This is a genomic window from Frankia sp. CeRuru1 (genome assembly GCF_977966315.1).
In genome coordinates this window covers 1-21,946 of record NZ_CDWWEW010000038.1, presented here as the reverse complement: position 1 = coordinate 21,946, position 21,946 = coordinate 1, and the positions used below count along the sequence as shown (strand labels likewise).

Below are 21,946 nucleotides of genomic sequence, written 5' to 3'. Positions count from 1 at the left end.
GGGCCGGCCAGGGCATCGACCGCCGGGATCACAGCCCGCCCGGCGCGCTCCCGGCCGTGGCCCGCTCCCACCCCTGTTCCAGCAACTGGAGCAGCGTCTCGGTGAGGAGCGCGCCGCTGACCGCGGTACCGGTCTGGATCCGGTAGGACGGCACCGCCGTCACCCCGCGCCGGGTCGCGAGCCGCTCGTCCTCCCGCACCGCCTCGGCGTAGCGCCCGGCGTGCAGGGTGTCCCAGGCCAGCGCCTCCGGCAGCCCGGCCTCGGCGGCGAGCCGCACGAGCACCTCGCGATCGGACAGGTCGACGGTCGCGACGTGGTAGGCGTCGTACAGCCGCTCGAGCATCTCCTCCCCCCGCCCGCTGTCGACGGCGAGGTGCAGGACCTGGTGGGCGTCGAAGGTGTTCGTCGGGCGCACCCGCTCCGGGCGCATCGCCAGGCCCGCCGCCGCGCCTTCGGCCCGGATCCGGCCGAGCACCTCGTCCACCTCGGCCGCGCCCATCCCCCAGTCCTCGCGCATGATGTCGACGAGGCGCCGGCCTGGGCCGAGCGGGTAGCCAGGCCGCAGCTCGAAGGACCGCCAGGTGGTGCGTACCCGATCCGCGTGGTCGAAGGACCCCAGCGCGCGGTGCCAGCGCTGCCGGCCCAGCAGGCACCACGGGCAGGCGATGTCGAACCAGATCTCGACGTCCAGCCACTGATCCGCCACGGCGTCACGCTCCTTCGGTCGATGTTGTCGTCGGCGGTTTCGCCGACGTGGATGTCGATGTGGACGTGAATGTCGATCTTGAGGTGGATGTCGGCCCGACCGGCGACGCCGGCGCCGGGATCGGCTGCCGGGTCGATGCCCATCCCTGCACGAGTGCGATCGCCACCGAGATGGCGACCGAGATGCCGACCGCGACGAAGACCGTGTCCAGCGAGCTGGCGATGCCGTCGACGACGAAGTCCGCGAGCCGGTTGTCGGCGTCGGCGAGACCCGAGGTGTCGTTCAGGTCGACGCCGTCGGGGCTGCGCAGGTCCGCGAGCAGTGCGGCGCTGGGCGGATCGGCGGCCACAGCCGGGTCGGTGAGGACGGGATGGGCGGCCGGGTCCGCGGCCGCCCGGTCGAAGGCGTCGTCCACCCGCGCCCCGGCGAGCCCGAACATCAGCGAGACGAACACGGCGGTGCCGGCGACCCCGCCGATCTGGCGGGAGAAGTTGTAGAGGCCGCTGGCCAGGCCCATATCGGTGGGGGGCACGCTGTCCTGGAAGGCGATGAGGACCACCTGGAAGAACACCCCGAGCCCCAGGCCGAGCACGATGACCAGGCCGACCAGCGCCCAGATCGGGGTGTCGGGACCCACCCGGCTCAGCGACAGGTAGACGGCGGCGATCGCGGCCATGCCGGTGGCGAGCACCCCCGACTGGCCGAAGCGCTGGACCAGGCCGCTGGAGAGCCGGGAGCCGGTGGTGGTCGCGAGCGACTGCGGCAGCAGCAGCAGGCCGGCGGCCGTCGGGGAGAGCCCGCGCACGATCTGCAGGTACAGCGGCAGCAGCGTCAGCCCGGCGAAGACACCCACGCCGCCGAGGAAGTTCACCGCGTTGACCAGCAGGAAGGGGCGCCGCCCGAACAGCCGGCCGGGCAGCAGCGCGCTGTCGCCGGTGCGGCGCTCGAGCGCCGCGAACAGCGGCAGGCCGACCGCGCCAGCGGCGAGCAGCCCGATCGTCAGCGGTGACCCCCAGCCCCACCGGGCGCCGTTTTCGGCCACCACGAGCAGCGGCAGCAGGCAGAGCACCAGCATGATCGCGCCGCCGTAGTCGATCCGGTGGTCGACCCGCCGCGTCGGCACCCGGAAGAACACCGCGACCAGCACGAACGCCACCAGGCCGACGGGCAGGTTGACAAGGAAGATCCAGCGCCAGCCGGCGATGCCGAGGACCTGGTCGGCGCCGGCGAAGAGCCCGCCGAGCACCGGCCCGGCGACGCTGGCGACGGCGAATACCACGCCCAGGTTCGCCTGGTAGCGCGAGCGGTGCTCGGCGGGCACCATGTCGGCGACCACGGCCAGCGCCAGCGAGGTCAGCCCGCCGGCACCGGCGCCCTGCACCGCCCGTGCCCCGGCCAGATGGTAGATCGACTGCGCCAGCGCGCACAGCAGCGAGCCGAGCAGGAACAGCGACACCGCGCTGAGGTACACCGGGTGGCGCCCGAAGATGTCGGAGAGCTTGCCGTAGAGGGGCGCGGAGACCGTCATCGTCACCAGGTACGCCGTGGTGACCCAGGCCTGCGCGGTCAGGCCGTCAAGCTGGTCGGCGACCGTCCGCAGCGCCGACGCCATGATCATGGTGTCCAGGGCGCCCAGGAACATCCCCAGCATGAGCCCGGTCAGGATGACGAGCACCGTCCGCCGCGGCGGATGCACCGGCTCGTCATCCTGACCGGGACCGTTGGGACCGGCGGCGCGGTCGGTCGGGCTCATCGGGGCGTCCCTTCAGCGGCGCGGGCACACGCGGCACCGGGGCGGTCCGCGGGCATAACTCCCCGGACATCGTGCAACCTCAAGCGCGGTTCAGGTCAAGCACGGAAGGCGGTTCCTCCAGCGAGAGTCGAGGAGGCCTTGAGAGCGGCTGGACAACCCCGTACGAAGGTAAAAACATGCGAGTTCTCGTGGTTGCCGGCGGAAGCGGCGGCGTCATTTTCGCCGTGACACCGCTGGCGCTGGCTGCACGCAATGCCGGGCACGAGGTGTTCGTCGCGACTCTGGCGAACACGGTGCCGCTGGTCACTGGTACCGGCATGGCGGCGGTCAGCGTCAGCGAACAGTCAATGATGGATTTCATGTTCACCGACCGGACGGGAGCCCGCCTGGAGCTTCCCCGGGATCCGCACGAGCGGCTGGTGTTCAACGGTCGGGGATTCGGGCGGTTCGCGGCGGGAACGCTGCCCGCGCTCCGCGAGCTGGGTGAGCGGTGGCGCCCGGACGTCGTCGTCGGCGGCGCGCTGTCGTACGCGGCGCCGTTGCTGGCCAGCCGGCCGGCGAGGTCGGTGGCCGCAGCGGACACCATGACGCTGACCATGGTCGCGCCGGCACCGGCGTAGGCGCGCAGCCGCGCCGCGATCCGGTCGACCGGCCCGACCAGCGCGCAGTAGATGCTGGTCCGCCGGTCGCCAATGCCCAGCAGGTAGGCGTACTGGCCGCGCAGCTGGTTGGCGGCGGCGGCGACGTCGTCGCCGACCGCGGCCGGCACACAGGGGATGACCTCGAAGTCGCGGCCGTCCCGGCTGCCTGCGGCGAGCCCGGCCGCGATCTCCCGGCGCGCCTCGGTGACCGTTGCGGGTGAGGCGAAGACGCCGAGCCAGCCGTCCGCGATCCGCCCGGCCAGCCGCAGGTTGGCCGGGCCGACGGCGGCCAGGTAGATCGGGATGTCGGGTCGGTACCCCATGGTGAACAGGTGCAGCGGCGCCGCCGACCGCGCGCCCGACGGTAGCTGGAAGTGCCGCCCCTGGTAGGCGACCGGGCCGCCGGACAGCGCCGCGCGGACGATCTCGACATACTCCCTGGTGCGCGCGAGCGGCTGGTCGAACGGGACGCCGTACCATCCCTCGGAGACGTCAGGGTTCGAGACGCCCAGCCCCAGCCGGAACCGGCCGCCGGACAGCGCGTCCAGGGTCGCGGCGGTCAGCGCGGCGGTGCCCGGCGGGCGGGCCGGGATCTGCATGACGCACGACCCCAGCGCGATGCCCCTGGTCACCCCGGCAACCAGGCCGAGCACGCTGACCGCGTCCGAGCGGTAGCCCTCGGGCGCTAGCGCGAGCGCGTAGCCGAGTTCCTCGGCGCGCAGCGCGAGTTCGGCCGCGCCGACGGCGGCCAGGTTCACGGCGAGCCGTACCGGGCGCCCCGGGCCGCCGTTCTCCGCCCCGCCGACTTCTCCGGCGGCGAATCCCGCATCATCGAATCCCGAGCCGGCGTTCCCGGATCCGGCGTTCCGCGCGGCGGTGTTCCCGACAGCGGTGTTCCCGGAAGCGGTGTTCGTGGTCATGAGCGCTTCAGCACGAACCCGCGGATGGACTCGGCCGTGTAGTCGATCATCTCGTCGGTGAGCGCGGGATACACCCCGACCCAGAAGGTGTGCTCGGTGATGAGATCGCTGTTGGTGAGGTCGCCGGATACGCGGTAGCGGCGACCCAGGTAGGCGGGGTGGCGGGTCAGGTTGCCGCCGAAGAAGCGCCGGGTGGCGATCCGCCGGGACTCCAGGAAGTCCACCAGCTCGCGGCGGGTGTAGGCGGCGTCCGGTTGGACGGTGAGCACGAAACCGAACCAGCTCGGGTCGCTGTCCGGCGTTGGTTCGGGCAGCAGCAGGCCGGGCAGGCCGTCCAGGCTCTCCCGCAGCCGGCGCCAGTTGTGCCGGCGGATCCGGCCGAACTCGCCGATCCGGCGCAGCTGGCTCAGGCCGAGCGCCGCCTGCAGGTCGGTCGACTTCAGGTTGTACCCGACGTGGGAGAAGATGTACTTGTGGTCGTAGCCGTGCGGCAGCTCGCCGAGCTGGTGGTCGAACCGCTTGAAGCACTTGTTGTCCTCGCCCGGCGCGCACCAGCAGTCCCGGCCCCAGTCGCGCAGTGACTCCACGATGCGGGCCAGCGCGAGGTTGTCGGTGAGCACGCAGCCGCCCTCGCCCATCGTGATGTGGTGCGCCGGGTAGAAGCTCACCGTCGCCAGCTCGCCGAACGTCCCGGTCAGGCGCCCCTGGTAGGTGGAGCCGAGCGCGTCGCAGTTGTCCTCGACGAGCAGCAGACCGCGCCTCTCGGCGATCTCGGCGATCTCGGCGGCAGCGAACGGGTTGCCCAACGAGTGCGCCATCATGACGGCCCGGGTGCGCGGGCCGATCGCGGCCTCGACCCGTTCCGGTGTGGTGTTGTAGGTGCCCAGCTCCACGTCGACGAAGACCGGCGTCAGCCCGTTGTGGAAGATTGGGTTCACCGTGGTGGGGAAACCCGCGGCGACGGTGATCACCTCGTCGCCGGGCACCAGCCGCTGGTCCTCCAGCAGCGGCGAGGTCAGCGCGCTGAGCGCGAGCAGGTTTGCCGACGATCCGGAGTTCGTCAGGTGGGCCTTGCGCAGCTGGTGCATCCGGGCGAACTCCCGCTCGAAGCGGGTCGAGGACGTGCCGGCGGCGATGCGGAAGTCGAGCGCCGCCTCGACCAGGGCGACCCGGTCGTCGGCGTCGAGCGCGGCGCCGGAGGCGAGTACCGGGGTCACCCCGGGGACGAATTCCCCGCCGGCGCGGTTGTGGTGGTATCGGCGGACCTGGTCCAGGATCAGCGCCTTGTCGTCACCCATCCTCGGCTCCTTTCCGGTGTTTCGGGCGTCGCTGCTGTGCCGGGTGTGGGGGTGCGCCCGCGCCGGCGAGCTGGCGGGCGCGGTCGAGCAGGCGGGCCTGGGCGAGCACCGGGCCCGGCGGGTCGCCGCGGCCGGTGCGCACCGCGCGGGCGAACGCGGCGACGGCGTCGGCTACCTGGTCCTCGGCGGGCAGCACGATCCGCTCGTGGTGGTCCTGGCGGTCGACGCGCACCACCGGCTGGTGGTCGGCGGGCGTGGTGAACACGTGCTCGACGCCGATCCGGCCCTCGCTGCCCCAGATCTGGTAACTGGAGACGTAGCCGTTCTCCAGCCCGAAGGTGAGCTGGGCGGGCACGCCGTCGCGGCGGCGCAGCAGGATCGCCCCGCCGACGTCCACCCCCAGGCCCTCATCGTGGCGCAGCACGGCGCCGGCCACGTCGAGGTCCCAGCAGCCGGGGTCCGCGCTGGCGTCCGGATCCCAGCCGACGTCGAGGTCCGCGGCGTCGTCGAGGCCGCAGCCGCCCAGGAAGAACTGGGCCGCGCGCAGCGGGTACCCGGCCACGTCCAGCAGCGCGCCGCCACCGAGCTCCTGCTGGAGGCGGATGTCGCCGGCCGGCCGGGGCGGGATCGTGAACGCCGCGAAGAACGCCCGCGGCTCGCCGACCGCCCCGCGCGCGACCAGGTCGCGGACGGCGGCGTGCTGGCCGTGTCGGAGGAACATGTAGTTCTCCATCAGCACCAGGCCGCGCTCGCGGGCCAGGTCGAGCAGGCTGGCGGTGGCCGCGGCGCTGGTGGTCAGCGGCTTCTCAGCGAGCACATGCTTGCCGGCGTCGAGCGCGCGGCGGATCCACGTCTCATGCAGGCCCGAGGGCAGCGGCAGGTAGACCGCGTCGATGTCCGCGCGGTCCAGCAGATGCCGGTAGCCGGTGACCGGGTCCGCACCGTAGCGGCCGGCGAGCGCCGCGGCCCGGCCGGTCGACCGGCTGGCCACCGCGCGGATTACCAGCCCCGGCGTGGCCGCGGCGGCCGGCAGCACCCGCCGGGCAGCGATGTCGGCGCAGCCGAGCACGCCGAGGCGAACCGGCGCCCCCGCCGCGGCGGTCATCCGGACAACCGGGTGAGCTGGTGGTCGGCGAAGAGGAGCTGGTCGCCGGCGGACTCCAGGATGGCGCGGACGCGACCGACGAGGATGGTGTGGTCACCGGCAGGGTGACGCCCGTACACCTCGCACTCCAGCACGACGAGCGCGTCCGCCACGGCCGGCAGGCCGGCCGGCGTGGTGGTGAACTCGGCGGAGGCATGATCACCGGAAGGGTGATCGCCAGAGAACTTGTCGATGCCCTTGGTCGCGAAGCGGCGGGCAAGCGGTGCCTGGTCGTGGCGCAGCACACTGACCGTGAACAGCGCGCAGCCGGCGAAGGCGGCATAGCAGTTCGCCGCGTTCCCCACGCACACCGCGATCAGCGGTGGGCGCAGCGAGACCGACACCAGCGAGCTGGCCGTGAAACCGCGGCGGTGGCCCTGGTCGTCGACCGTCGCCGTGATCGTCACCCCGGTCGGGAAGCGGGCCATCGCGGCGCGCAGGTGGGCCGGGCCCACCTCGCGCTCGCGGGCGGGGTTCCCACGGGCCGTTGCGGGCACGGCCGGTCGGGTGCCAGCCGTGGCCGGCGTCAGCAGGGACAACCGATCCTCCGTCATGGTCGGGCGGTCCAGCCGATCAGCGGGCCGCGGACGCGGCGGGGCTGACCATGGTCATGCAGGCGAGCAGGCAGCGGGCCGCGACGTTCACGTAGTTGCCGTAGCGGAGGAAGCCACGCAGCTGCTCCGGGCGCATCCAGATGAAGTCCTCCGGCACATCCTCGGAGAAGGCGTCGTCCACCTCGACGACGACATAGCGGTTCTCCGCCTGGAAGAACCGCCCGCCCTCCTCGGAGTGCACGACGTCGAGCTGGATCGCGCTGGCCGGCGCGGCGTGGATCTGGTCCAGGTAGCGTGGACGCAGGCCGGGCGGGCTGCCGGCGTAGTTCGCCGGGATGCAGTTCACCGTCGGGGACATCTCGACCACGTCCGAGGTCCCGGCCTCGGTCCGGGCCTGCACCAGCACGTGCTGGACGCCGTTGATCCGCCGGCTCAGGAACCCGATCAGCCCGCGGTCGCAGGGGGCGATCATCGGCTGCGACCAGCTGCCCACCTCGCGGTTGCTGGCCCGCACGTCAACGCCTATGACCGTGAAGTACCGGCCCCGCTCGTGCTCGATCACCCCACCGGCGCGGACCCAGCCGGGCACCCGCGACAGCGGCAGCACCCGGCGATCCAGGCGGTAGCGCGCCTTCGCCTCGGTGAACCAGCTCAGCAGCTGCTCGGTGGTGTTCCGGGCACCTGCGTCCGGGTCCTCGCCGCCGAGGGCCGGGCTCAGGAACGGCAGGCCGGACAGCACCGTGCGGGCGTCCATGTTCACCAGGTTGTCGCGGCGCAGCAGGCCGCCGAGCTCGTCGAGGGCCACCCAGCGGAAGTCCGGCAGCACCGGCACGTCCTCGGTGAGCTCCACGATCATGTTCCGGTTCCGCTTGTTGAGGAACCACGAGCCCTGCTCGGACTGGAGCGCGTCGAAGGCGGCGCGCCCGGCCCGCGGCGCGAGGAAGTGCTCCAGGTACGGCACCGCGCTGCCCTGGTGTACCCGGCTGTAGTTGCTGCGGGTCGCCTGCACCGTCGGCGAGAGCTGGACCAGGTTCACGTTCCCGGGCTCCATCTTCGCCTGCATGAGCAGGTGCCAGACCCCGTCGAATCGCCGGACCAGCAGGCCGAGGATGCCGATCTCCGGCTGCCGGATGATGGGCTGCGACCAGCTCGGCACCTCGCGGTGATCGGTGCTGATCTCCAGACCGTGGATGGCGAAGAACCGGCCGCTGCGATGCACCAGGTCACCGGTGTCGGCGGCGAAGTGCCAGCCGTCGAGGCGGTCCAGGGGCGTGCGGGTGACCCGGAACTCGTTCGCGCGTTCACGCTCGTCGAACCAGTCGTCGAATGCTGCGATCTCGGGGACCACGGATGCCTCCCTCGGCTGGAACCGTTCTGGACCACCTCGTCCTGGATCCAGGGCAAAGGCTTCGGCATCCCGCTCGAGCATCACTGCCGTCCCGCTCGAGACGGCCCGGCGCGGGCGCCGCCGGGACGCCGGGCCGGGCCGGCGGCGCGGGTCCAGGCGGATGGCAGCGCTCTTCCAGGTGGGTTCGAACGGGGCTCGACGCGGACTGGTGACGCTGGTCGCGCACCCGTGTCCCCGCGCCCGCCGGAGCGCGTCCCGCGCCTGAAGGAATGGAGAACCGATGGCGGACAACTCACCTGTCGCCCTGGTCACCGGAGCAACCAGCGGCATCGGCCTCGCGGTCGCCCGCCGGCTAGGCCGGCTCGGTCACCGGGTGCACATCTGCGCCCGCACCGCGGACGGTGTGAACAAGACGGTCGAAACGCTGCGCGGGGAGGACGTCGAGGCCGCCGGCAGCGTGTGCGACGTGCGCGAGCCGGCCCAGATCGCCGAGCTGGTCCGCGCGGTCGTCGCCGGGTTCGGCCCGGTCGACGTGCTGGTCAACAACGCCGGGCGCAGCGGCGGTGGGGTCACCGTCGACGTACCGGAGGAGACCTGGCTGGACGTCATCAACACCAACGTCAACAGCGTCTTCCGGGTCACCCGCGAGGTGCTGACCACCGGCGGGCTGCTCACCCGCGGGCACGGGCGGATCATCAACATCGCCTCGACCGGCGGCAAGCAGGGCGTGATCTGGGGGACGCCGTACTCCACCTCGAAGCACGCCGTGGTCGGCTTCACCAAGTCACTCGGCCTGGAGCTGGCCAAGACCGGGATCACGGTGAACGCCGTGTGCCCGGGCTTCGTCGAGACGCCGATGGCCGAGGCGATCCGGGCGCACTACTCGCGAATCTGGGAGGTGTCCGAGGAGGAGGCGTACGACCGGGTCACCGCGCGCGTGCCGATCGGGCGCTACGTCGACGTCGAGGAGGTCGCGGCGATGGTCGAGTACCTGGTCGGCGACGGGGCCGCGGCCGTCACGGCGCAGGCCCTCAACGTGTGCGGCGGGCTGGGCAACTACTGAGCCCGGCGGCTGCCGGGGCCGGCGACCACTGAGGCCGGTGGCTGGCCCTGGCGGCGGCACCGCGCCGGAGGCCGGGCGCGCGCCCCACTCCGCGCGCCCGGCCTCGTCCAACGCCGGCCTCACGCAGTGGTGACGGCGGCGGCCTCTGGCGCGGCGACGTCCGGGGCGGCGAAGTCCTTGTCGTGTTCGACGCGGCGGGAACGGGTCAGCAGGCCGCCCGCCTCGCGCACCAGCACGTCGTGCACCTCGCAGCTCGGCCCGACGTCCGGGCGCCCGCCGGGGCGGGTCGTGATGATCAGGGCGTAGCAGGTCGAGATGATCGACCCGTCAGCGGCGAGCTCCAGCTCCACGTGGTTGAACCAGTGCCTCCGCTGGACGGGGTCGTCACGGAACCTGAGGTGGAAATCCTCCAGCGCCGCGACGATGCCCGGTCTGGTCCGGGCCGGCGGCAGGCCGGGCGAGTGCTGGAAGACGCCGTCGGTGGTGAACGTTGCCGCGTACCGGGCGAAGTCGCCGCGGTCGAGCGCCCGCATCTGCCGGCCGTAGAAGTGCAGCACCTCCGCGTACAGCGCGGACGAGACCTCGAAACCGGACATGACCTCTCCTCTCGGGGCCGCGGCCGGTGCGGCCGGCGCCTTGCCCGAGGCTCGCCCAGCACGGTCGACGCCGGCTCGACGGCCCGTCGAACCGGCTGCCACCCATCCGCACCCGGGCGGCCGGGAAGGTCGGGCCGCCGGGAAGGTTGGGCCGCCGGGAAGGTTGGGCCGCCGGGACGGCCGGGCCACCGAACGGTTGGGCGCAGGGAGGGCCAGGGCGCTGGGGCTGTACCGCGGTTCGAGCAGCCGTCTACCCGCGATCGCCAGCCTGGCCGCACTAGCGACCACCGGCGGGTGGGAAAGTGCGGGAGAGGGCGGGACATGAAGGGCATCATTCTGGCCGGCGGCCGCGGGACGCGGCTGTTCCCGGTCACCCAGGGCGTCTCGAAGCAGCTGCTCGCGGTCTACGACAAGCCCATGATCTACTACCCGCTGTCGGTGCTGATGCTCGCGGACATCCGCGAGATCCTCATCATCTCCGGCCCCGAGGATCTGCCCGGGTTCCGCCGGCTGCTCGGCGACGGCAGCACGCTGGGCCTGCAGCTGTCCTACGCCGCGCAGGACTCCCCTCGCGGCATCGCCCACGCGTTCGTCGTCGGCGCGGACCACGTGGGCACCGACAGCGCGGCGCTCATCCTCGGCGACAACATCTTCTATGGGCCGGGCTTCTCCGCCCTGCTGCAGGCCAGCAGCCGCACGGTAGACGGGTGCGTCCTGTTCGGCTACCCGGTCAGCGATCCCGAGCGGTACGGCGTCGGCGAGGTCGACGGCGCGGGCCGGCTGGTTTCGATCGAGGAGAAGCCGCGCTGGCCCCGGTCCAACCGGGCGATCACCGGGCTCTACTTCTACGACAACGAGGTGCTCGACATCGCCAGGAACCTGCGCCCCTCGGCCCGGGGCGAGCTGGAGATCACCGACGTCAACCGCGTATACCTGGACCGCGACCGGGCCCGACTGGAGGATCTTGGGCGCGGCTTCGCCTGGCTGGACACCGGAACCCACGACTCGCTGCTCGAAGCCGGGGTGTACGTGCAGATCCTGGAGCGCCGCCAGGGGGTACGCATCGCCTGCGTCGAGGAGATCGCACTGCGGATGGGGTTCATCACTCGGGCCGAGTGCCACCGGCTGGGCGAGCGCCTCGCCCACTCGCGCTACGGCCAGTACGTGATGGAGGTCGCGGCGGCAGAGGGCCAGGCGGCAGAGGCCGCGGCGATGGAGGTCGCCGCGGCCCGGCCGGCGCTCAGCGCGGGTGCCGGGTCTCGGCCCTGACGATGTCCTGCGCGACGACGTCCCGCGTCACGATGGCCCGGTGCAGCGCACGCAGGTCCGGGGACGGGTCCAGGCCCAGTTCCCGGCCGAGGGTGCGCCGCAGCCGCCGGTAGACCTCCAGCGCGTCGCCGCGGCGCCCGCCGCGCAGCAGTACCTCGATGAGCCGCGCGTGCAACCACTCGTCGAACGGGTGGGCGACGGCCAGCGACCGCAGCTCACCGACCAGGTCCTGGCCCTGCCCGAGCTCCAGGTCGGCCTGGATGCGCAACCGCAGTGCCGCCATCCGCTGCGCCTCCAGGTCCACCAGGTAGGCCGCCAGCCGCGGGCCCGGGTGCACGTTGGTGAGCGGGCGGCCGCGCCACAGCCCCAGCGCGGCGCGCAGGCTGGCCGCCGCCGCGCCGGTGTGCCCGCGCTCGGCCTGCGCCCGGCCCTGCCGGGCGAGCCGGTGGAACTCCCGCAGGTCGACCTGCTCGGGGCGCAGCGCGAGCAGGTACCCGGGCGGCCGTGTGTGCAGGATCTGCTCGCCGGCGCCGGTGATGCCCTCGCGCTGGAAGAACCGGCGCAGGTGGTAGACGTAGGTCTGGACGGTCGCCGGCGCGCTGCGCGGCGGCGTGTCCCCCCACAGCTCCTCGGTCAGCGCGGCGCTGTCGACGATCTGGTTTGCCCGGACCACCAGCAGCGCAAGCACCTGCCGGACCTTCGGCGCGCTCGGGGTGCTCTCCCGCCCATCCCGCAGGACCTCCAGCGGCCCGAGCACCCGGAAGCCCGGCTCCGGCGGGCCCGGCTCCGACTGGTGCGGCTCGGGCAGGCGTGGCTCAGGCAAGGCAGGTCGGCCGCTTCCCGCCGTTGAACTCGATCATCTCCCCGAATACGGCGACCACGTCCAGCCGCTCGCCGGGCTCGGCGCCGCCGAGCCCGGCGTAGGCGCGGTGCAGGTTGCCCACCACCCGCTCCGGGCCGAGCAGGTCGGTGTAGAGGTGGGCACCGAGCTCACGGGCGACCTCCAGCGGCGCGAGGCCGGCGCCGAACCCCTCGGCCGCCGCCGCCCGCACCCAGTGCGGGTAGGCCTCGGTGCGCTCGATGATCTCGGGGCCGCAGATCTCGCCGTGCCCGCACACCACGGTCTGCGGGCAGAGGCCGCGCAGCACCTCGAGTGCGCGCAGCGCCCCGCTGACCGAACCCATCAGGTTGAACGGGGTGCAGCCGCTGAGCAGCACGTCGCCGGCGAAAAGCACGCGCTCCTCCGGCAGCCAGACGACGAGGTCGTTGGTGGTGTGCGCGGGACCCACGAAGATCATCTCGGCCCGCCGGTCGCCGATGTGCAGCGTTGCCCGGTCCTGGATGGTCAGGGTCGGCAGGGTCACCTGGATCTCGCCCCACGCGACGTCGGGCCACAGCCGGGTGATGCCCAGGCCCGTCTCGGTGATCTCCGTCCGAGCCCGCTCATGGGCGATGATCGCCGCCTCCGGGGCGAAGAAGGAGTTCCCGAAGACGTGATCGCTGTGGAAGTGCGTGTTGACCACGGTGTGGTGGCCGGCGGTGCCCAGGTTGTCGACCGCCGCGCGCAGCTGCCGGGCGCGGCGCTCGGTCGCGGCGGTGTCCACCACCACGACCCCCGCGGGCCCGACGATCAGGCCGGCGTTGTTCAGGCACCAACCGCCGTTCGGCTGGACGTAGGCGAAGACGTCCTCGGCGACCTCGGTCATCCTCGGGACCGCGCTGACGGGGGACACATCGGTGGACGACGCGCTCACGGGTGACACGCTCACGCCGGCCGGCTCGATCCGGCGATGCTGTTGACGGCGTCGAGCATCTCCCGCGGCGTGCGCAGGTTCGCGACCTCGTCGTCTGCGATCTCGACGCCGGTCTCCCGCTTGATCCGGGCTGCCGTCTCGATCAGCGCGAGCGAGTCGTAGCCCATCCCCTCGAACGGGAGGTCGATGATCTCGTCCGGCGAGCCCGCGTTCTCGCTGTCGCCGGCGCATTCGACGAGCAGTCTGTGTAGTTCGCCGATGGTCAGTGCGGGCATGGCATCTCCTTGGCTGGTGCCGTCTGTGGTTTGGCGGCGCTGCCAGCCGGTGGCGCGTGACTGGTAGCGCTGTCCTCGGGCCGGGCCGCCCCTCAGGGCTGCGGCGTCGTCCGGTTGCGGCGTCAGCTGGTTGCACCGTCAGCTGGCGGCGACGTTGGTCGCCGGTGCGATGGCCGGCGCGGGGGCTGGCCGGCAACGGCGCGCACGACCAGCGCGGCGTTGAACCCCCACCTGCCCCGGGCGAGGACGAGGGCGGTGCGCACCGGCAGCGACCGCGGGACGCCGGTGACCAGGTCGAGCTCGTACTCCCTCGCGGGCAGCGTCGCGGCGGCGGCCGGCGGCACCACACTGTCCCGGATGGCGAGCAGCGCGCACACCAGATCCAGCGGGCCGCCGCCCGAGTAGAGCCGCCCGACGAGGGACTTCGGCGCGGCGACCGGCACCCCGCGGGGGCCGAAGACGGAACCGATCGCGGCCGCCTCCACCGCGTCGAGCTCGGCGCTGCCGGCGGCGTCCGCGAAGACGACATCCACCTCGTCAGGGCCGATCCCGGCGTCGGCCAGCGCGAGTTCCGCGGTGCGCCGCAGGGCCGGCGGGCGGCCAGAGCCGGGCCGGGGGTCGAACGACGTCGCCTGGCCGATGATCTCGCCGTAGCCGAGGACACCGCGGGCGCGGGCGGAGGCAGCGGACTCCAGGACGAGGATGGCGCCGCCCTCGCCCGGCACGTAGCCGGTGCCGCGCCGGTCGAACGGGAGGTAGGACCGCTCCGGGTCGCGGGACCGGCTTACCAGCCCGCTGGAGAGCTGGGACGCCCAGCCCCAGGGGTCCAGCGCCGAGTCGACCCCGCCGGTGACCACCAGCGCCGTGCCGGAGCGGACGGTGCGCCGGGCGTGGCCGAGCGCCTGCAGGCCGCCGGCCTGGTCAGCGACCAGGGCGGCGCCCGGCCCGCGCAGCCCGTGCCGGATCGAGATCTGCCCGGTGTTCACCGCGTAGAACCAGGCGAACGACTCGTACACGCTCACCGCCTCGGGGCCCTGCGTCCAGAGCTTCTGGAACTCCCGGTGGGTGAACTCGAAGCCACCGGTGGCATTCGAGGTGATCACGCCCATGCTGTAGTCGGGCTGCGCCGCCGGGTCGAGCGCGGCGTCGGCGAGCGCGAGCGAGGCCGCGGCCAGCGCGTACCGGGTCGACACGTCCGTCTGCGGGAGCAGCCGGTTGGGCAGATGCTCGGCAGCCTCGAAGCCGTCGATCTGGCCGGCGAGCACGGCGGGGTAGCCCACCGGGTCAAAGGAGCTGATCTCGCGGATGCCGTGCCGGCCGGCGAGCGTCGCCGCCCAGAACGGCTCGACGCCGAGCCCGTTCGGCGTGATCGGGCCGAGGCCGGTGACCAGCACCGCGTCGTCCGCCAGGCCGCCTGCCGGTCCGACCGCGGATCCGTCAACCGGCCCGGTCATCGGTCCGCGTCCCACGGGCGACGCAGCACGACCGCGGTCTGGAAGCCACCGAAACCGCTGCCCACCGACAGCACGGTGCCGACCCGGGCCTCGCGGGCCTCGCGCGGCACGTAGTCCAGGTCGCACTCGGGATCGGCCTCGTGCAGGTTCGCGGTCGGCGGGATGACGCCGCGCTCGATCGCCAGCGCGCTGGCCGCGATCTCGATCGAGCCGATGGCCCCCAGCGAGTGGCCCACCATCGACTTGATCGAGCTGACCGGCGTCCGGTAGGCGTGCGCCCCCAGGCTGCGCTTGTAGGCCGCCGTCTCGTGCCGGTCGTTCTGCCGGGTGCCCGAGCCGTGCGCGTTGATGTAGTCGACCTCGGTGGGGTCGGTCCGGGACTGCGCCAGCGCCAGCCGGATCGCCTCGGCCATCTCCCGGCCGTCCGTCTTCAGGCCGGTCATGTGGTAGGCGTTAAGCCGGTTCGCGTAGCCGGTGATCTCGGCGTAGGCGTGCGCGCCGCGGGCGCGGGCCCGCTCGCGCTCCTCCAGGACGAACATCGCCGCGCCCTCGGCGAGCACGAAGCCGTTGCGGGTCCGGTCGAAGGGCCGCGAGGCGGTGGCCGCCTCGTCGTTGCGATCGGTGGTGGCCCGGATCGCGTCGAAGCAGGACACCACGATCGGCGTGATTGGCGCGTCCGCGGCGCCGGCCACGAACACGTCGGCGCTGCCCTCCTCGATGAGCGCCCGGGCGTAGCCGAGTGCGTCCAGGCCTGAGGTGCAGCCGTCGGAGACCATCGTCACCGGCCCCTCGGCGCCGACCGCCCAGGCGACCTCGGCGGGGAACGCACCCGGGGACAGATAATCGTACATGTGCGGGGAGAGGTAGCCGGGGTCGACTCGCCACTGCCGGCCCGCGTCGGAGAGCACCAGGTACTCCCGCTCCAGGCTGGTGGCCGCGGCCACCGCGCTGCCCAGGCTCACCCCCACCCGTTCGGGCAGGAGGGCGGTGAGGTCCAGGCCGCTGTCCTCGACGGCCTCCCTGGCAGAGACCACCGCGAGCTGGGTGGCCCGGTCCATCCGGCGGATCTCGCGGGCCGACAGGCCCTCCCCCGCCGGGTCGAAATCACATTCTCCGGCGATCTGGGAACGGTACGGAGCGGGATCGAAGAAGCTGATCCGGCGGGTGGCCGTGCGGCCCGACGTCATCAGGTCCCAGAACTGTTTCACACCGTTCCCGCTGGGGGCGCGTACCCCGATTCCGGTGATCACGACACGCCGAGACACCCGGCACCTCCTCGCCCTGTGGACGACTTCCCGGTAAGCAGCCAGGCGTCACATTGCTGCGGCCGCCTAGAAGCGCACTCGAAAGCCGCTTTCGCCGGGTGGCGGGAGGCCGTTTTTCTCCTGCGATACTGGTTCCGCAGGCGCGCTGGTTCTGGTGCGTGCTGGTTCCGCGGGCGGGGCTGGTATTGCAACAGCACTTGGTAGTCGTGGTGGATGGTCTGTGAGGTGCGAAGGTCGACGAGCTGATCGCTGCCCTGCCATCCCGGGCCTGGTGTCGGATCTCGGCCGGGCCGGGGCCACTGGCTACTTGCCCGCCGCAACCGCACCAGCGGTGAGCTGGCCTACTACGTCTGCCACGGCCCGCGGCGCACCAGCCTGGCCCAGCGCGCGGCTGTGGCCGGAGCCCGATGGGCGATCGAGGAGTGCTTCCAGCAGGCCAAGCAGACCTGCGGGTTGGACGACTACCGGGTCCGTGACTGGCGGGCGTGGTACGCCCACATCACCCTGTCCATGCTCGCCTACGCCACCCTCGCCGCCGTCCGCGCCGAGCAGGTAAAAGGGGCTGTGCCGTAGCCATTCTCAGCACCAGGCCAGACGCTGCCACTACCAGCGACGAGGACACCAGCAAGTGCCGTTGCAGTACTAGCTGGACGCTACCGGGGCCAGCCGGTCGAGGAAGACGGCCTGCTCGACGAGCGTGTCGCCGGGCGGAGCCGAGAAGAAACCGATCTGCCGGCCTTGGTCACTGCCGACCAGGGCTCCGCCGGTGATCTGGGCGGCGAAGGCCAGCCCAACCGGCCAGCCGCGATAGCCGCCGGCCGCCATCTCGGGATATTCGATATACCCGAGCAGGGTATCGACCTCGACGGTGACGCCGAGTTCCCGCGCGGCGATACGGCGCACCGCGTCGGTCAGCGCCTCCCCAAAGTACACGGTGCCGCCAGGAAGATGCCACTGGCCGCGGCACGGTTCGATGTCCCGCCGTACCAGGAGCACACCCCGGCTCTCGCGGATGACGACCTCGGCGCAGAGTCGGGGAACCCGACCGTAGATATCGTCGAACTCTTTTCGACTGAGTGGGAATTCACCATCAATCGGCACGCTGAAAACCCTAGCATCGTCGTCTCGACGGGCCAGGCAGCGCCCGGCTGGCAGCGGATGCCGGTGGCCCTGATCGGGCCGGCGCTCAGCGCAGGTGCACGCCGCCGTCGGCCAGCAGGACCTCGCCGGTGGTGTAGGGCGAACGCAGCACACCGAGCACCGTCTCGGCGACGTCCTCGGGGGTGCCGATGCGGCGCAGCGGGGACATCTCGCCGACGAAGCGGCGGGGCTCGGCGAAGTCCTTCGTCCACAGCGTGTCGATCAGGCCGGGCGCGACCGCGTTGACGCGGACCTCCGGCCCGACCACTGCGGCGAGCAGCCGGGTGAGATGGTTGATCGCCGCCTTGCTGACGGCGTAGGAGATGGAGCTGCCCGCCGGCCGCGAGCCGGCGATGGAACTGATGTTGACCACGGCGCCGGCACCGGTGGCGCTCAGGTATGGCAGCGCCGCGACGGTGATCTGCCAGGTGCCGATCACGTTCGTGTCCAGGATGTGCCGCCAGACCTCCGGGGTGGCCGCCGCGAAGTCCGGGTGCGGGATGACCTGCGTGACGCCGGCGTTGTTGACCAGCGCGTCCAGCCGCCCGTAGTGCCGCACCGCTGCGTCGACCAGCGCCCGCGCCTGGTCGGGATCGGCGATGTCGGCCTGGACATAGTGTCCGTCCGGCAGCTCGGCGGCGAGCTTCTCGCCCTCCTGGACCGAGCGGGCCGAGTTGACGACGGCCCGCATCCCGGCCGCGGCGAGCCGGCGCGCGACCGCCGCCCCGATGCCGGCCGACGATCCGGTGACGAGAGCGACGGCGTTGCCGTCCGGATGTGCCTGCGCGCTCATGGACCCCTCCAGGGGAGACTCGGCCGGCGGGACGCCGCCGGTGCCGGGACGGGTACTACGCCAGCACCTGCCGCTGGAGCTGTTGCAGTTCGGGGGACGGATCGAGCCCGAGCTCGTCGTCGAGGATGGCCCGCACCCGCTGGTAGGCCTGCAGCGCCTCGCTGCGGCGGCCGGTGCGGGCCAGCGCCTCGATGAGCCGGCTGTGAAACCATTCGTTCAGCGGATAGGTGGAGGTCAGCACGCGAAGTTCGCTGATGTGCTCGCGATGCAGGCCGAGCGCGAAATCAGCCTGGATCTTCAGTTCGACCGTGCGCAGGCGTTCCTCGTCCAGCCGCAGCACCTGCGCCTGCAGGACCCGGCCATGGTGAACATCGGCCAGCGCCGAGCCGGACCACAGGGCGAGCGCGCCGCGCAGCGCGGCCGAGGCCTGAACATGGTCGCCGTCGTCCAGGTGCACGCGACCCCGCCGGGCGAGCTGGCGGAACCGCTGTTCGTCGACCTGTTCGCTTGGGATTCGCAGCACATAGCCCGGCACCTTGGTCGTGACGAGTTCACCGGCCGGCCCAGCCAGGTTCTCCTTGGCCAGGAAACGGCGCAGATGGTAGATGTAGGTCTGGATAGTCGTCATCGCGCTCGGCGGCGGTTCGTTTTCCCACAGCTCCTCGATGAGCGTGTCCACGTGCACGACCTGATTGACGTTCATCACGAGCAGCGCGAGGACCTGACGTACCTTGGGCGGCGTCGGCGCCACGACCGCACCGCGCCGGACAATCTCCAGGCTGCCAAGAACACGAAACTCGATCATCGCCGAGAATTTACCTTCCGGTCAACACGGATTCGCGATCGGTCATGGCTGCCGGCGCGCGGCACTCGGCGCCAGGTACCAGATCGACCCTAGAGCCGGCCAGCTGACGATTTCAAGGGGAGTACTCCGTAACCGATACCAGGGGTACATCCAAGGAAGTGACGTCGAGTGGCCGCGGGCGCGCGGACGAACGACGCAATCGACCTAGAATCCTGTCCATGGCAGCAGGTGTGACATGTGGATAAGCCATCGACAGTCGCGGCGGAGCCCGCTGCGCACGCTTCTTCGTTGCGCCCAGGAAGCACGACCGACCGTTCAGATCATCTTTGTGCTGCGATTCCTGGCCGGTGCGGCACTCACCGGCCGGCCACTACGCGACGAGCTCGGCACCCTGCTGCCGGCCACGGCCGCGTGGGTGGCGGTGATTTCCTTCGCCTACCTGTTCAACGGCACGCGGGATGTGGTCGAGGACCAGATCAATGGGGTCGGGCGGCCGATCGCCCGGGGCGGGCTCGACCCGCGCCACGCCCAGCGGGTGGCCGTGGCCACGGCCACGGGCGCCGTCCTGGTGGGCCTCTGGCTGAGCACCGCCTTCAGTGTCGCGCTCTGGCTCGCGCTGCTGCTCGGCTACCTTTACTCCGGCCCGTCGTGGGCCCTCAAACGCGCGCCCGCGACGGCCAGGCTGTCCATTGTTGCCGTGGGACTTCTCACATTCCACGCTGGTGCTGTGGCGGTGACGGGTTCGGCCGTGGGCCGGCCCGCCGCCTGGTGGATCGTCGTCGTCACGATGTCGGCGTGGATGGGGCTGGTCGGCGCGCGGTCCAAGGACCTCTCCGACGTCGAGGGCGACGTGGCCGCCGGGCGGCGGCCGGCGGTCGCGACCAGCCGGCGCCAGCACCTGTGGACGACGGCGGCGTACGCGGTGCTGCTCGGCGCAGGCGCGGTGTGGGCGTGCGCCGCGTTCGCGGTGCACCTCGTCCCGGCCGCGTTGATGCTGCAGGCCGGGGGAGTGACCGTCGCCTTTCTGACACTTGGCCACGCAGCCGAGGGGACCAGGAAACAGCGGCGGCGGCCCTACCAGGCCTTCATGGTGACGCAGTACGCAGTGCATGCCGTTGTACTCGTAAAAACCATCCAATAACGGGTTTGGCTGGGACCGATCGATATGGCGGTGCGGGCGATCGCGCGCCGAATGGAACGCCGCAGCCAGGGAGCCGCCGGAAAATAACTTCGGCTTTTGACCATGACCTGTAGGGGTAGGGTTCCGGGAGTGGAAGGGACCGAGGCGGTTCTGGCGGAGAAGTTCACGGTGTTGCTGCCGCATCTGGACGAGCGTCGGCGGCGGCTGGTCCTGGGAGCGGACGCCAGGGCGTTGGGACACGGCGGAATCCGTCTGGTGGCCCGGGCGGCCGGGGTCTCGCGGGACACCGTCTCGCGTGGGGTAGCGGAGTTGGACAGCGGCCAGCCGCCGTCCGGACGGGTCCGGGGTGCCGGCGGTGGGCGTAAACAGGCGCGGGAGAAAGCCCCGTCCCTGGTGGGCGCGTTGCTGGCACTGGTCGAGCCCGAGCAGCGCGGGGACCCGGAGTCGCCGCTGCGGTGGACGGTGAAATCGACCCCGCATGCTGGCGGGGGAGCTGACCCGGTCCGGGCACCCGGTAAGCGTGGACACCAAGAAGAAAGAGGTCCTTGGGGACTACGCGGTCGCCGGCCGGGAGTGGCACCGCACCGGGCAGCCGGTGCCGGTACGAACCCATGACTTTCCCGCCAAGGACGCGTCCAAGGCGGTGCCCTACGGCATCTACGACCTGGCCGCTGACACCGGCTGGGTGGCGGTCGGCTGCGACGGCGACACTGCCGCGTTCGCGGTCGCGACCCTGCGCCGCTGGTGGGACGGAGAAGGCCGCCACCGCTACCCGAGGGCGACCCGGCTCCTGATCACCGCCGATGCCGGTGGCGCGAACGGCTACCGGGTCCGGGCCTGGAAGACCGGGCTGGCCGCCCTCGCTCACACCGCTGGCGCCGAGCTCGACCCCGGCGCCTGCCACACCGGCATCGTCGTGCCCGACGAGGTCATGGCCACCCTGCCGTTGACCGCCCATGACTGGCACGGGCAGTGGAACTACAGAAAGCGCCGGGATGAACCGGCATGGAGGAGGAGATAAGAGAGCTCTATGCCGAAGGGCCAGCGACCCACGGTGACCCCGAGTCATGCGTCGACGACCCGCGAGGGCGTGGCGAAGCGTTGACAGGGGCATGTGTAGGCCGGGCCATTGAGCCGCGAAATCAAGGTGTTCGGGGTGCCGACGCTGTTGTAGTAGCGGAAGGCCATACCGGCGGCGGCGTTACCGCGAGTTGCTGCCGGACCCCGCGCGGTCGAAGAACCATGGCATGCACGGAACCTCCATGCACGAGAACCGGGAGATCCCGCCTCTCGCCTATCCGGCTGATCATCGGGTGGGCCGTCCAGGGAACGCCGACGGCGGTACGCCTGGGATGAACGAGGGCGGGAAGTCGGACGACCGCGTAGTACCGATGAAGCCGTCGAATAAGGGACTGGCTGTGGCCGGGACTGCGGAGATGGTGGAGGGAAGACGGTCGGCCAAGGGGAACACGGCCAGCAAAACTCCCCCTGGACACAGGGTCGGGTCAGGGGCGTCCAATGCGCTGGATCGTGTGCGGGAAGCAGCACGACGAGACAAGGGGACACGGTTCACCGCGCTGCTGCACCATGTTGACCTGGCCAGACTCCGCAAGGCCTACGGGGCGATCCGTCGTGAGGCTGCGCCGGGGGTGGACGGGGTGACGTGGACCGAGTACGGGCAGGACCTGGAGGCCAACCTGCAGGATCTGCATGCTCGGGTGCAGTCGGGGCGTTACCGGGCCAAGCCGAGTAGGCGGGTATACATCCGTGTGTGCGGCCCGGTTGTCGGGGTGGCCGGGTCCGGGGAGAACCGGTCGGTGTTCCCCAAGGCGCGGGTGGTGGCGCTGGCCGAGTGCGGCACTCACGCTTTCCTCGCGGCCGAGGTCGGCGCCTGGCGGGTCGGGGAGAAGACCCTGGCCGGACGGCTGTACCCGCGGCCGCGGGCGGATGAGCTGCTCACCGCCGACCGGGGTTTCTATTCCTGGGCCGGGTGGGATGCCGCGCAGGCGACCGGGGCGGCGCTGCTG

The 21,946-nt window shown here is 72.0% G+C and carries 19 protein-coding genes and 4 pseudogenes; 7 read left to right on the top strand and 16 right to left on the bottom strand.

Annotation, left to right across the window (positions count from 1 at the left end):
- Window positions 1-28 precede the first annotated feature (28 nt).
- Both AC08OP_RS05035 and AC08OP_RS05030 read right to left on the bottom strand, forming a co-directional pair.
- Window positions 29-706, bottom strand: a complete 678-nt coding sequence (locus AC08OP_RS05035) for a DsbA family oxidoreductase (RefSeq protein ID WP_476613124.1) — start codon at window positions 704-706, stop codon at window positions 29-31.
- Window positions 707-710: 4 nt separating this feature from the next.
- On the bottom strand, window positions 711-2,459 hold the full coding sequence (locus AC08OP_RS05030) for an MDR family MFS transporter (protein WP_476613123.1): 1,749 nt from the start codon (window positions 2,457-2,459) through the stop codon (window positions 711-713).
- 176 nt (window positions 2,460-2,635) lie between these two features.
- Here AC08OP_RS05030 and AC08OP_RS05025 point away from each other — a divergent pair, with 176 nt between their 5' ends.
- On the top strand, window positions 2,636-3,079 hold the full coding sequence (locus AC08OP_RS05025; protein WP_476613125.1) for a hypothetical protein: 444 nt from the start codon (window positions 2,636-2,638) through the stop codon (window positions 3,077-3,079).
- A gap of 98 nt (window positions 3,080-3,177) precedes the next feature.
- On the opposite strand, the pseudogene AC08OP_RS05020 reads toward AC08OP_RS05025, so the two are convergent.
- The 5 genes and pseudogenes from AC08OP_RS05020 to AC08OP_RS05000 all read right to left on the bottom strand — a co-directional run.
- A pseudogene (locus AC08OP_RS05020) lies at window positions 3,178-4,020 on the bottom strand (LLM class flavin-dependent oxidoreductase); the annotation flags it as partial.
- Window positions 4,017-5,318: a lipopolysaccharide biosynthesis protein RfbH gene (gene rfbH, locus AC08OP_RS05015; RefSeq protein ID WP_476613122.1), complete on the bottom strand. Its 1,302-nt coding sequence runs from the start codon at window positions 5,316-5,318 to the stop codon at window positions 4,017-4,019. The gene rfbH and the pseudogene AC08OP_RS05020, both read right to left, overlap by 4 nt.
- Window positions 5,311-6,423 carry a Gfo/Idh/MocA family protein gene (locus AC08OP_RS05010; protein WP_476613121.1) on the bottom strand — a complete coding sequence of 371 codons (1,113 nt, stop codon included), beginning with the start codon at window positions 6,421-6,423 and terminating at the stop codon, window positions 5,311-5,313. Before AC08OP_RS05010 ends, rfbH begins: the two co-directional genes overlap by 8 nt.
- Window positions 6,420-7,016, bottom strand: a complete 597-nt coding sequence (locus AC08OP_RS05005) for a flavin reductase family protein (RefSeq protein ID WP_476613120.1) — start codon at window positions 7,014-7,016, stop codon at window positions 6,420-6,422. Before AC08OP_RS05005 ends, AC08OP_RS05010 begins: the two co-directional genes overlap by 4 nt.
- Before the next feature lie 19 nt (window positions 7,017-7,035).
- Window positions 7,036-8,364 (bottom strand): NDP-hexose 2,3-dehydratase family protein, encoded by a 1,329-nt coding sequence (locus AC08OP_RS05000; RefSeq protein WP_476613119.1) that lies wholly within the window; start codon window positions 8,362-8,364, stop codon window positions 7,036-7,038.
- Between the two features lie 280 nt (window positions 8,365-8,644).
- Here AC08OP_RS05000 and AC08OP_RS04995 point away from each other — a divergent pair, with 280 nt between their 5' ends.
- The gene (locus AC08OP_RS04995; protein ID WP_476613118.1) at window positions 8,645-9,427 is read left to right on the top strand and encodes an SDR family NAD(P)-dependent oxidoreductase; all 783 of its coding nucleotides are present in this window, start codon (window positions 8,645-8,647) and stop codon (window positions 9,425-9,427) included.
- A 119-nt stretch (window positions 9,428-9,546) separates the two neighbouring features.
- Here AC08OP_RS04995 and AC08OP_RS04990 read toward each other — a convergent pair whose 3' ends face one another.
- Entirely contained in the window at window positions 9,547-10,023 is a 477-nt protein-coding gene (locus AC08OP_RS04990; RefSeq protein ID WP_476613117.1) for a nuclear transport factor 2 family protein, read from the bottom strand.
- Window positions 10,024-10,344: 321 nt separating this feature from the next.
- On the opposite strand from AC08OP_RS04990, the gene rfbA reads away from it, so the two are divergent.
- Window positions 10,345-11,292, top strand: a complete 948-nt coding sequence (gene rfbA / locus AC08OP_RS04985; RefSeq protein ID WP_476613116.1) for a glucose-1-phosphate thymidylyltransferase RfbA — start codon at window positions 10,345-10,347, stop codon at window positions 11,290-11,292.
- On the opposite strand, the gene AC08OP_RS04980 is transcribed toward rfbA, so the two are convergent.
- The 5 genes from AC08OP_RS04980 to AC08OP_RS04960 all read right to left on the bottom strand — a co-directional run bounded on the left by AC08OP_RS04980 (window position 11,264) and on the right by AC08OP_RS04960 (window position 16,040).
- A complete protein-coding gene (locus AC08OP_RS04980) occupies window positions 11,264-12,115 on the bottom strand; it encodes an AfsR/SARP family transcriptional regulator (RefSeq protein WP_476613115.1) in 852 nt (283 codons plus the stop codon). The genes rfbA and AC08OP_RS04980 overlap by 29 nt on opposite strands.
- Window positions 12,108-13,046, bottom strand: a complete 939-nt coding sequence (locus tag AC08OP_RS04975) for an MBL fold metallo-hydrolase (protein ID WP_476613114.1) — start codon at window positions 13,044-13,046, stop codon at window positions 12,108-12,110. The genes AC08OP_RS04980 and AC08OP_RS04975 overlap by 8 nt, the downstream gene beginning before the upstream one ends.
- An 11-nt stretch (window positions 13,047-13,057) precedes the next feature.
- Window positions 13,058-13,321, bottom strand: a complete 264-nt coding sequence (locus AC08OP_RS04970; RefSeq protein WP_476613113.1) for an acyl carrier protein — start codon at window positions 13,319-13,321, stop codon at window positions 13,058-13,060.
- A gap of 122 nt (window positions 13,322-13,443) precedes the next feature.
- Complete coding sequence (locus tag AC08OP_RS04965; RefSeq protein WP_476613112.1) at window positions 13,444-14,775, bottom strand: ketosynthase chain-length factor; 1,332 nt, start codon at window positions 14,773-14,775, stop codon at window positions 13,444-13,446.
- The gene (locus tag AC08OP_RS04960; protein WP_476613111.1) at window positions 14,772-16,040 is read right to left on the bottom strand and encodes a beta-ketoacyl-[acyl-carrier-protein] synthase family protein; all 1,269 of its coding nucleotides are present in this window, start codon (window positions 16,038-16,040) and stop codon (window positions 14,772-14,774) included. Before AC08OP_RS04960 ends, AC08OP_RS04965 begins: the two co-directional genes overlap by 4 nt.
- Before the next feature lie 230 nt (window positions 16,041-16,270).
- Here AC08OP_RS04960 and AC08OP_RS04955 point away from each other — a divergent pair.
- A pseudogene (locus tag AC08OP_RS04955) lies at window positions 16,271-16,613 on the top strand (transposase); the annotation flags it as partial.
- A gap of 69 nt (window positions 16,614-16,682) precedes the next feature.
- Here the strand turns inward: AC08OP_RS04955 and AC08OP_RS04950 are convergent.
- From AC08OP_RS04950 to AC08OP_RS04940, 3 genes are all read right to left on the bottom strand, one after another.
- Window positions 16,683-17,141: an NUDIX hydrolase gene (locus tag AC08OP_RS04950; protein ID WP_476613110.1), complete on the bottom strand. Its 459-nt coding sequence runs from the start codon at window positions 17,139-17,141 to the stop codon at window positions 16,683-16,685.
- A gap of 85 nt (window positions 17,142-17,226) precedes the next feature.
- Complete coding sequence (locus AC08OP_RS04945) at window positions 17,227-17,973, bottom strand: SDR family NAD(P)-dependent oxidoreductase (protein ID WP_476613109.1); 747 nt, start codon at window positions 17,971-17,973, stop codon at window positions 17,227-17,229.
- 55 nt (window positions 17,974-18,028) lie between these two features.
- Entirely contained in the window at window positions 18,029-18,724 is a 696-nt protein-coding gene (locus AC08OP_RS04940; protein ID WP_476613108.1) for an AfsR/SARP family transcriptional regulator, read from the bottom strand.
- A gap of 382 nt (window positions 18,725-19,106) precedes the next feature.
- Between AC08OP_RS04940 and AC08OP_RS04935 the strand changes: the two genes are divergently transcribed.
- The 3 genes and pseudogenes from AC08OP_RS04935 to AC08OP_RS04925 form a co-directional block, all read left to right on the top strand.
- A complete protein-coding gene (locus AC08OP_RS04935) occupies window positions 19,107-19,919 on the top strand; it encodes a UbiA family prenyltransferase (RefSeq protein WP_476613107.1) in 813 nt (270 codons plus the stop codon).
- A 102-nt stretch (window positions 19,920-20,021) separates the two neighbouring features.
- Window positions 20,022-20,901: pseudogene (locus tag AC08OP_RS04930) on the top strand (ISAzo13-like element transposase-related protein); the annotation flags it as partial.
- Window positions 20,902-21,451: 550 nt separating this feature from the next.
- Window positions 21,452-21,946 (top strand): annotated as a pseudogene (locus tag AC08OP_RS04925) (hypothetical protein); the annotation flags it as partial.

What these genes read in the sequence shown, in the direction of transcription:
- AC08OP_RS05030 (WP_476613123.1), bottom strand. Translation starts at nt 2,459, where the DNA reads ATGAGCCCGACCGACCGCGCCGCCGGTCCCAACGGTCCCGGTCAGGAT.
- AC08OP_RS05025 (WP_476613125.1), top strand. Translation starts at nt 2,636, where the DNA reads ATGCGAGTTCTCGTGGTTGCCGGCGGAAGCGGCGGCGTCATTTTCGCC.
- rfbH (WP_476613122.1), bottom strand. Translation starts at nt 5,318, where the DNA reads ATGGGTGACGACAAGGCGCTGATCCTGGACCAGGTCCGCCGATACCAC.
- AC08OP_RS05010 (WP_476613121.1), bottom strand. Translation starts at nt 6,423, where the DNA reads ATGACCGCCGCGGCGGGGGCGCCGGTTCGCCTCGGCGTGCTCGGCTGC.
- AC08OP_RS05005 (WP_476613120.1), bottom strand. Translation starts at nt 7,016, where the DNA reads ATGACGGAGGATCGGTTGTCCCTGCTGACGCCGGCCACGGCTGGCACC.
- AC08OP_RS04995 (WP_476613118.1), top strand. Translation starts at nt 8,645, where the DNA reads ATGGCGGACAACTCACCTGTCGCCCTGGTCACCGGAGCAACCAGCGGC.
- AC08OP_RS04990 (WP_476613117.1), bottom strand. Translation starts at nt 10,023, where the DNA reads ATGTCCGGTTTCGAGGTCTCGTCCGCGCTGTACGCGGAGGTGCTGCAC.
- rfbA (WP_476613116.1), top strand. Translation starts at nt 10,345, where the DNA reads ATGAAGGGCATCATTCTGGCCGGCGGCCGCGGGACGCGGCTGTTCCCG.
- AC08OP_RS04970 (WP_476613113.1), bottom strand. Translation starts at nt 13,321, where the DNA reads ATGCCCGCACTGACCATCGGCGAACTACACAGACTGCTCGTCGAATGC.
- AC08OP_RS04965 (WP_476613112.1), bottom strand. Translation starts at nt 14,775, where the DNA reads ATGACCGGGCCGGTTGACGGATCCGCGGTCGGACCGGCAGGCGGCCTG.
- AC08OP_RS04945 (WP_476613109.1), bottom strand. Translation starts at nt 17,973, where the DNA reads ATGAGCGCGCAGGCACATCCGGACGGCAACGCCGTCGCTCTCGTCACC.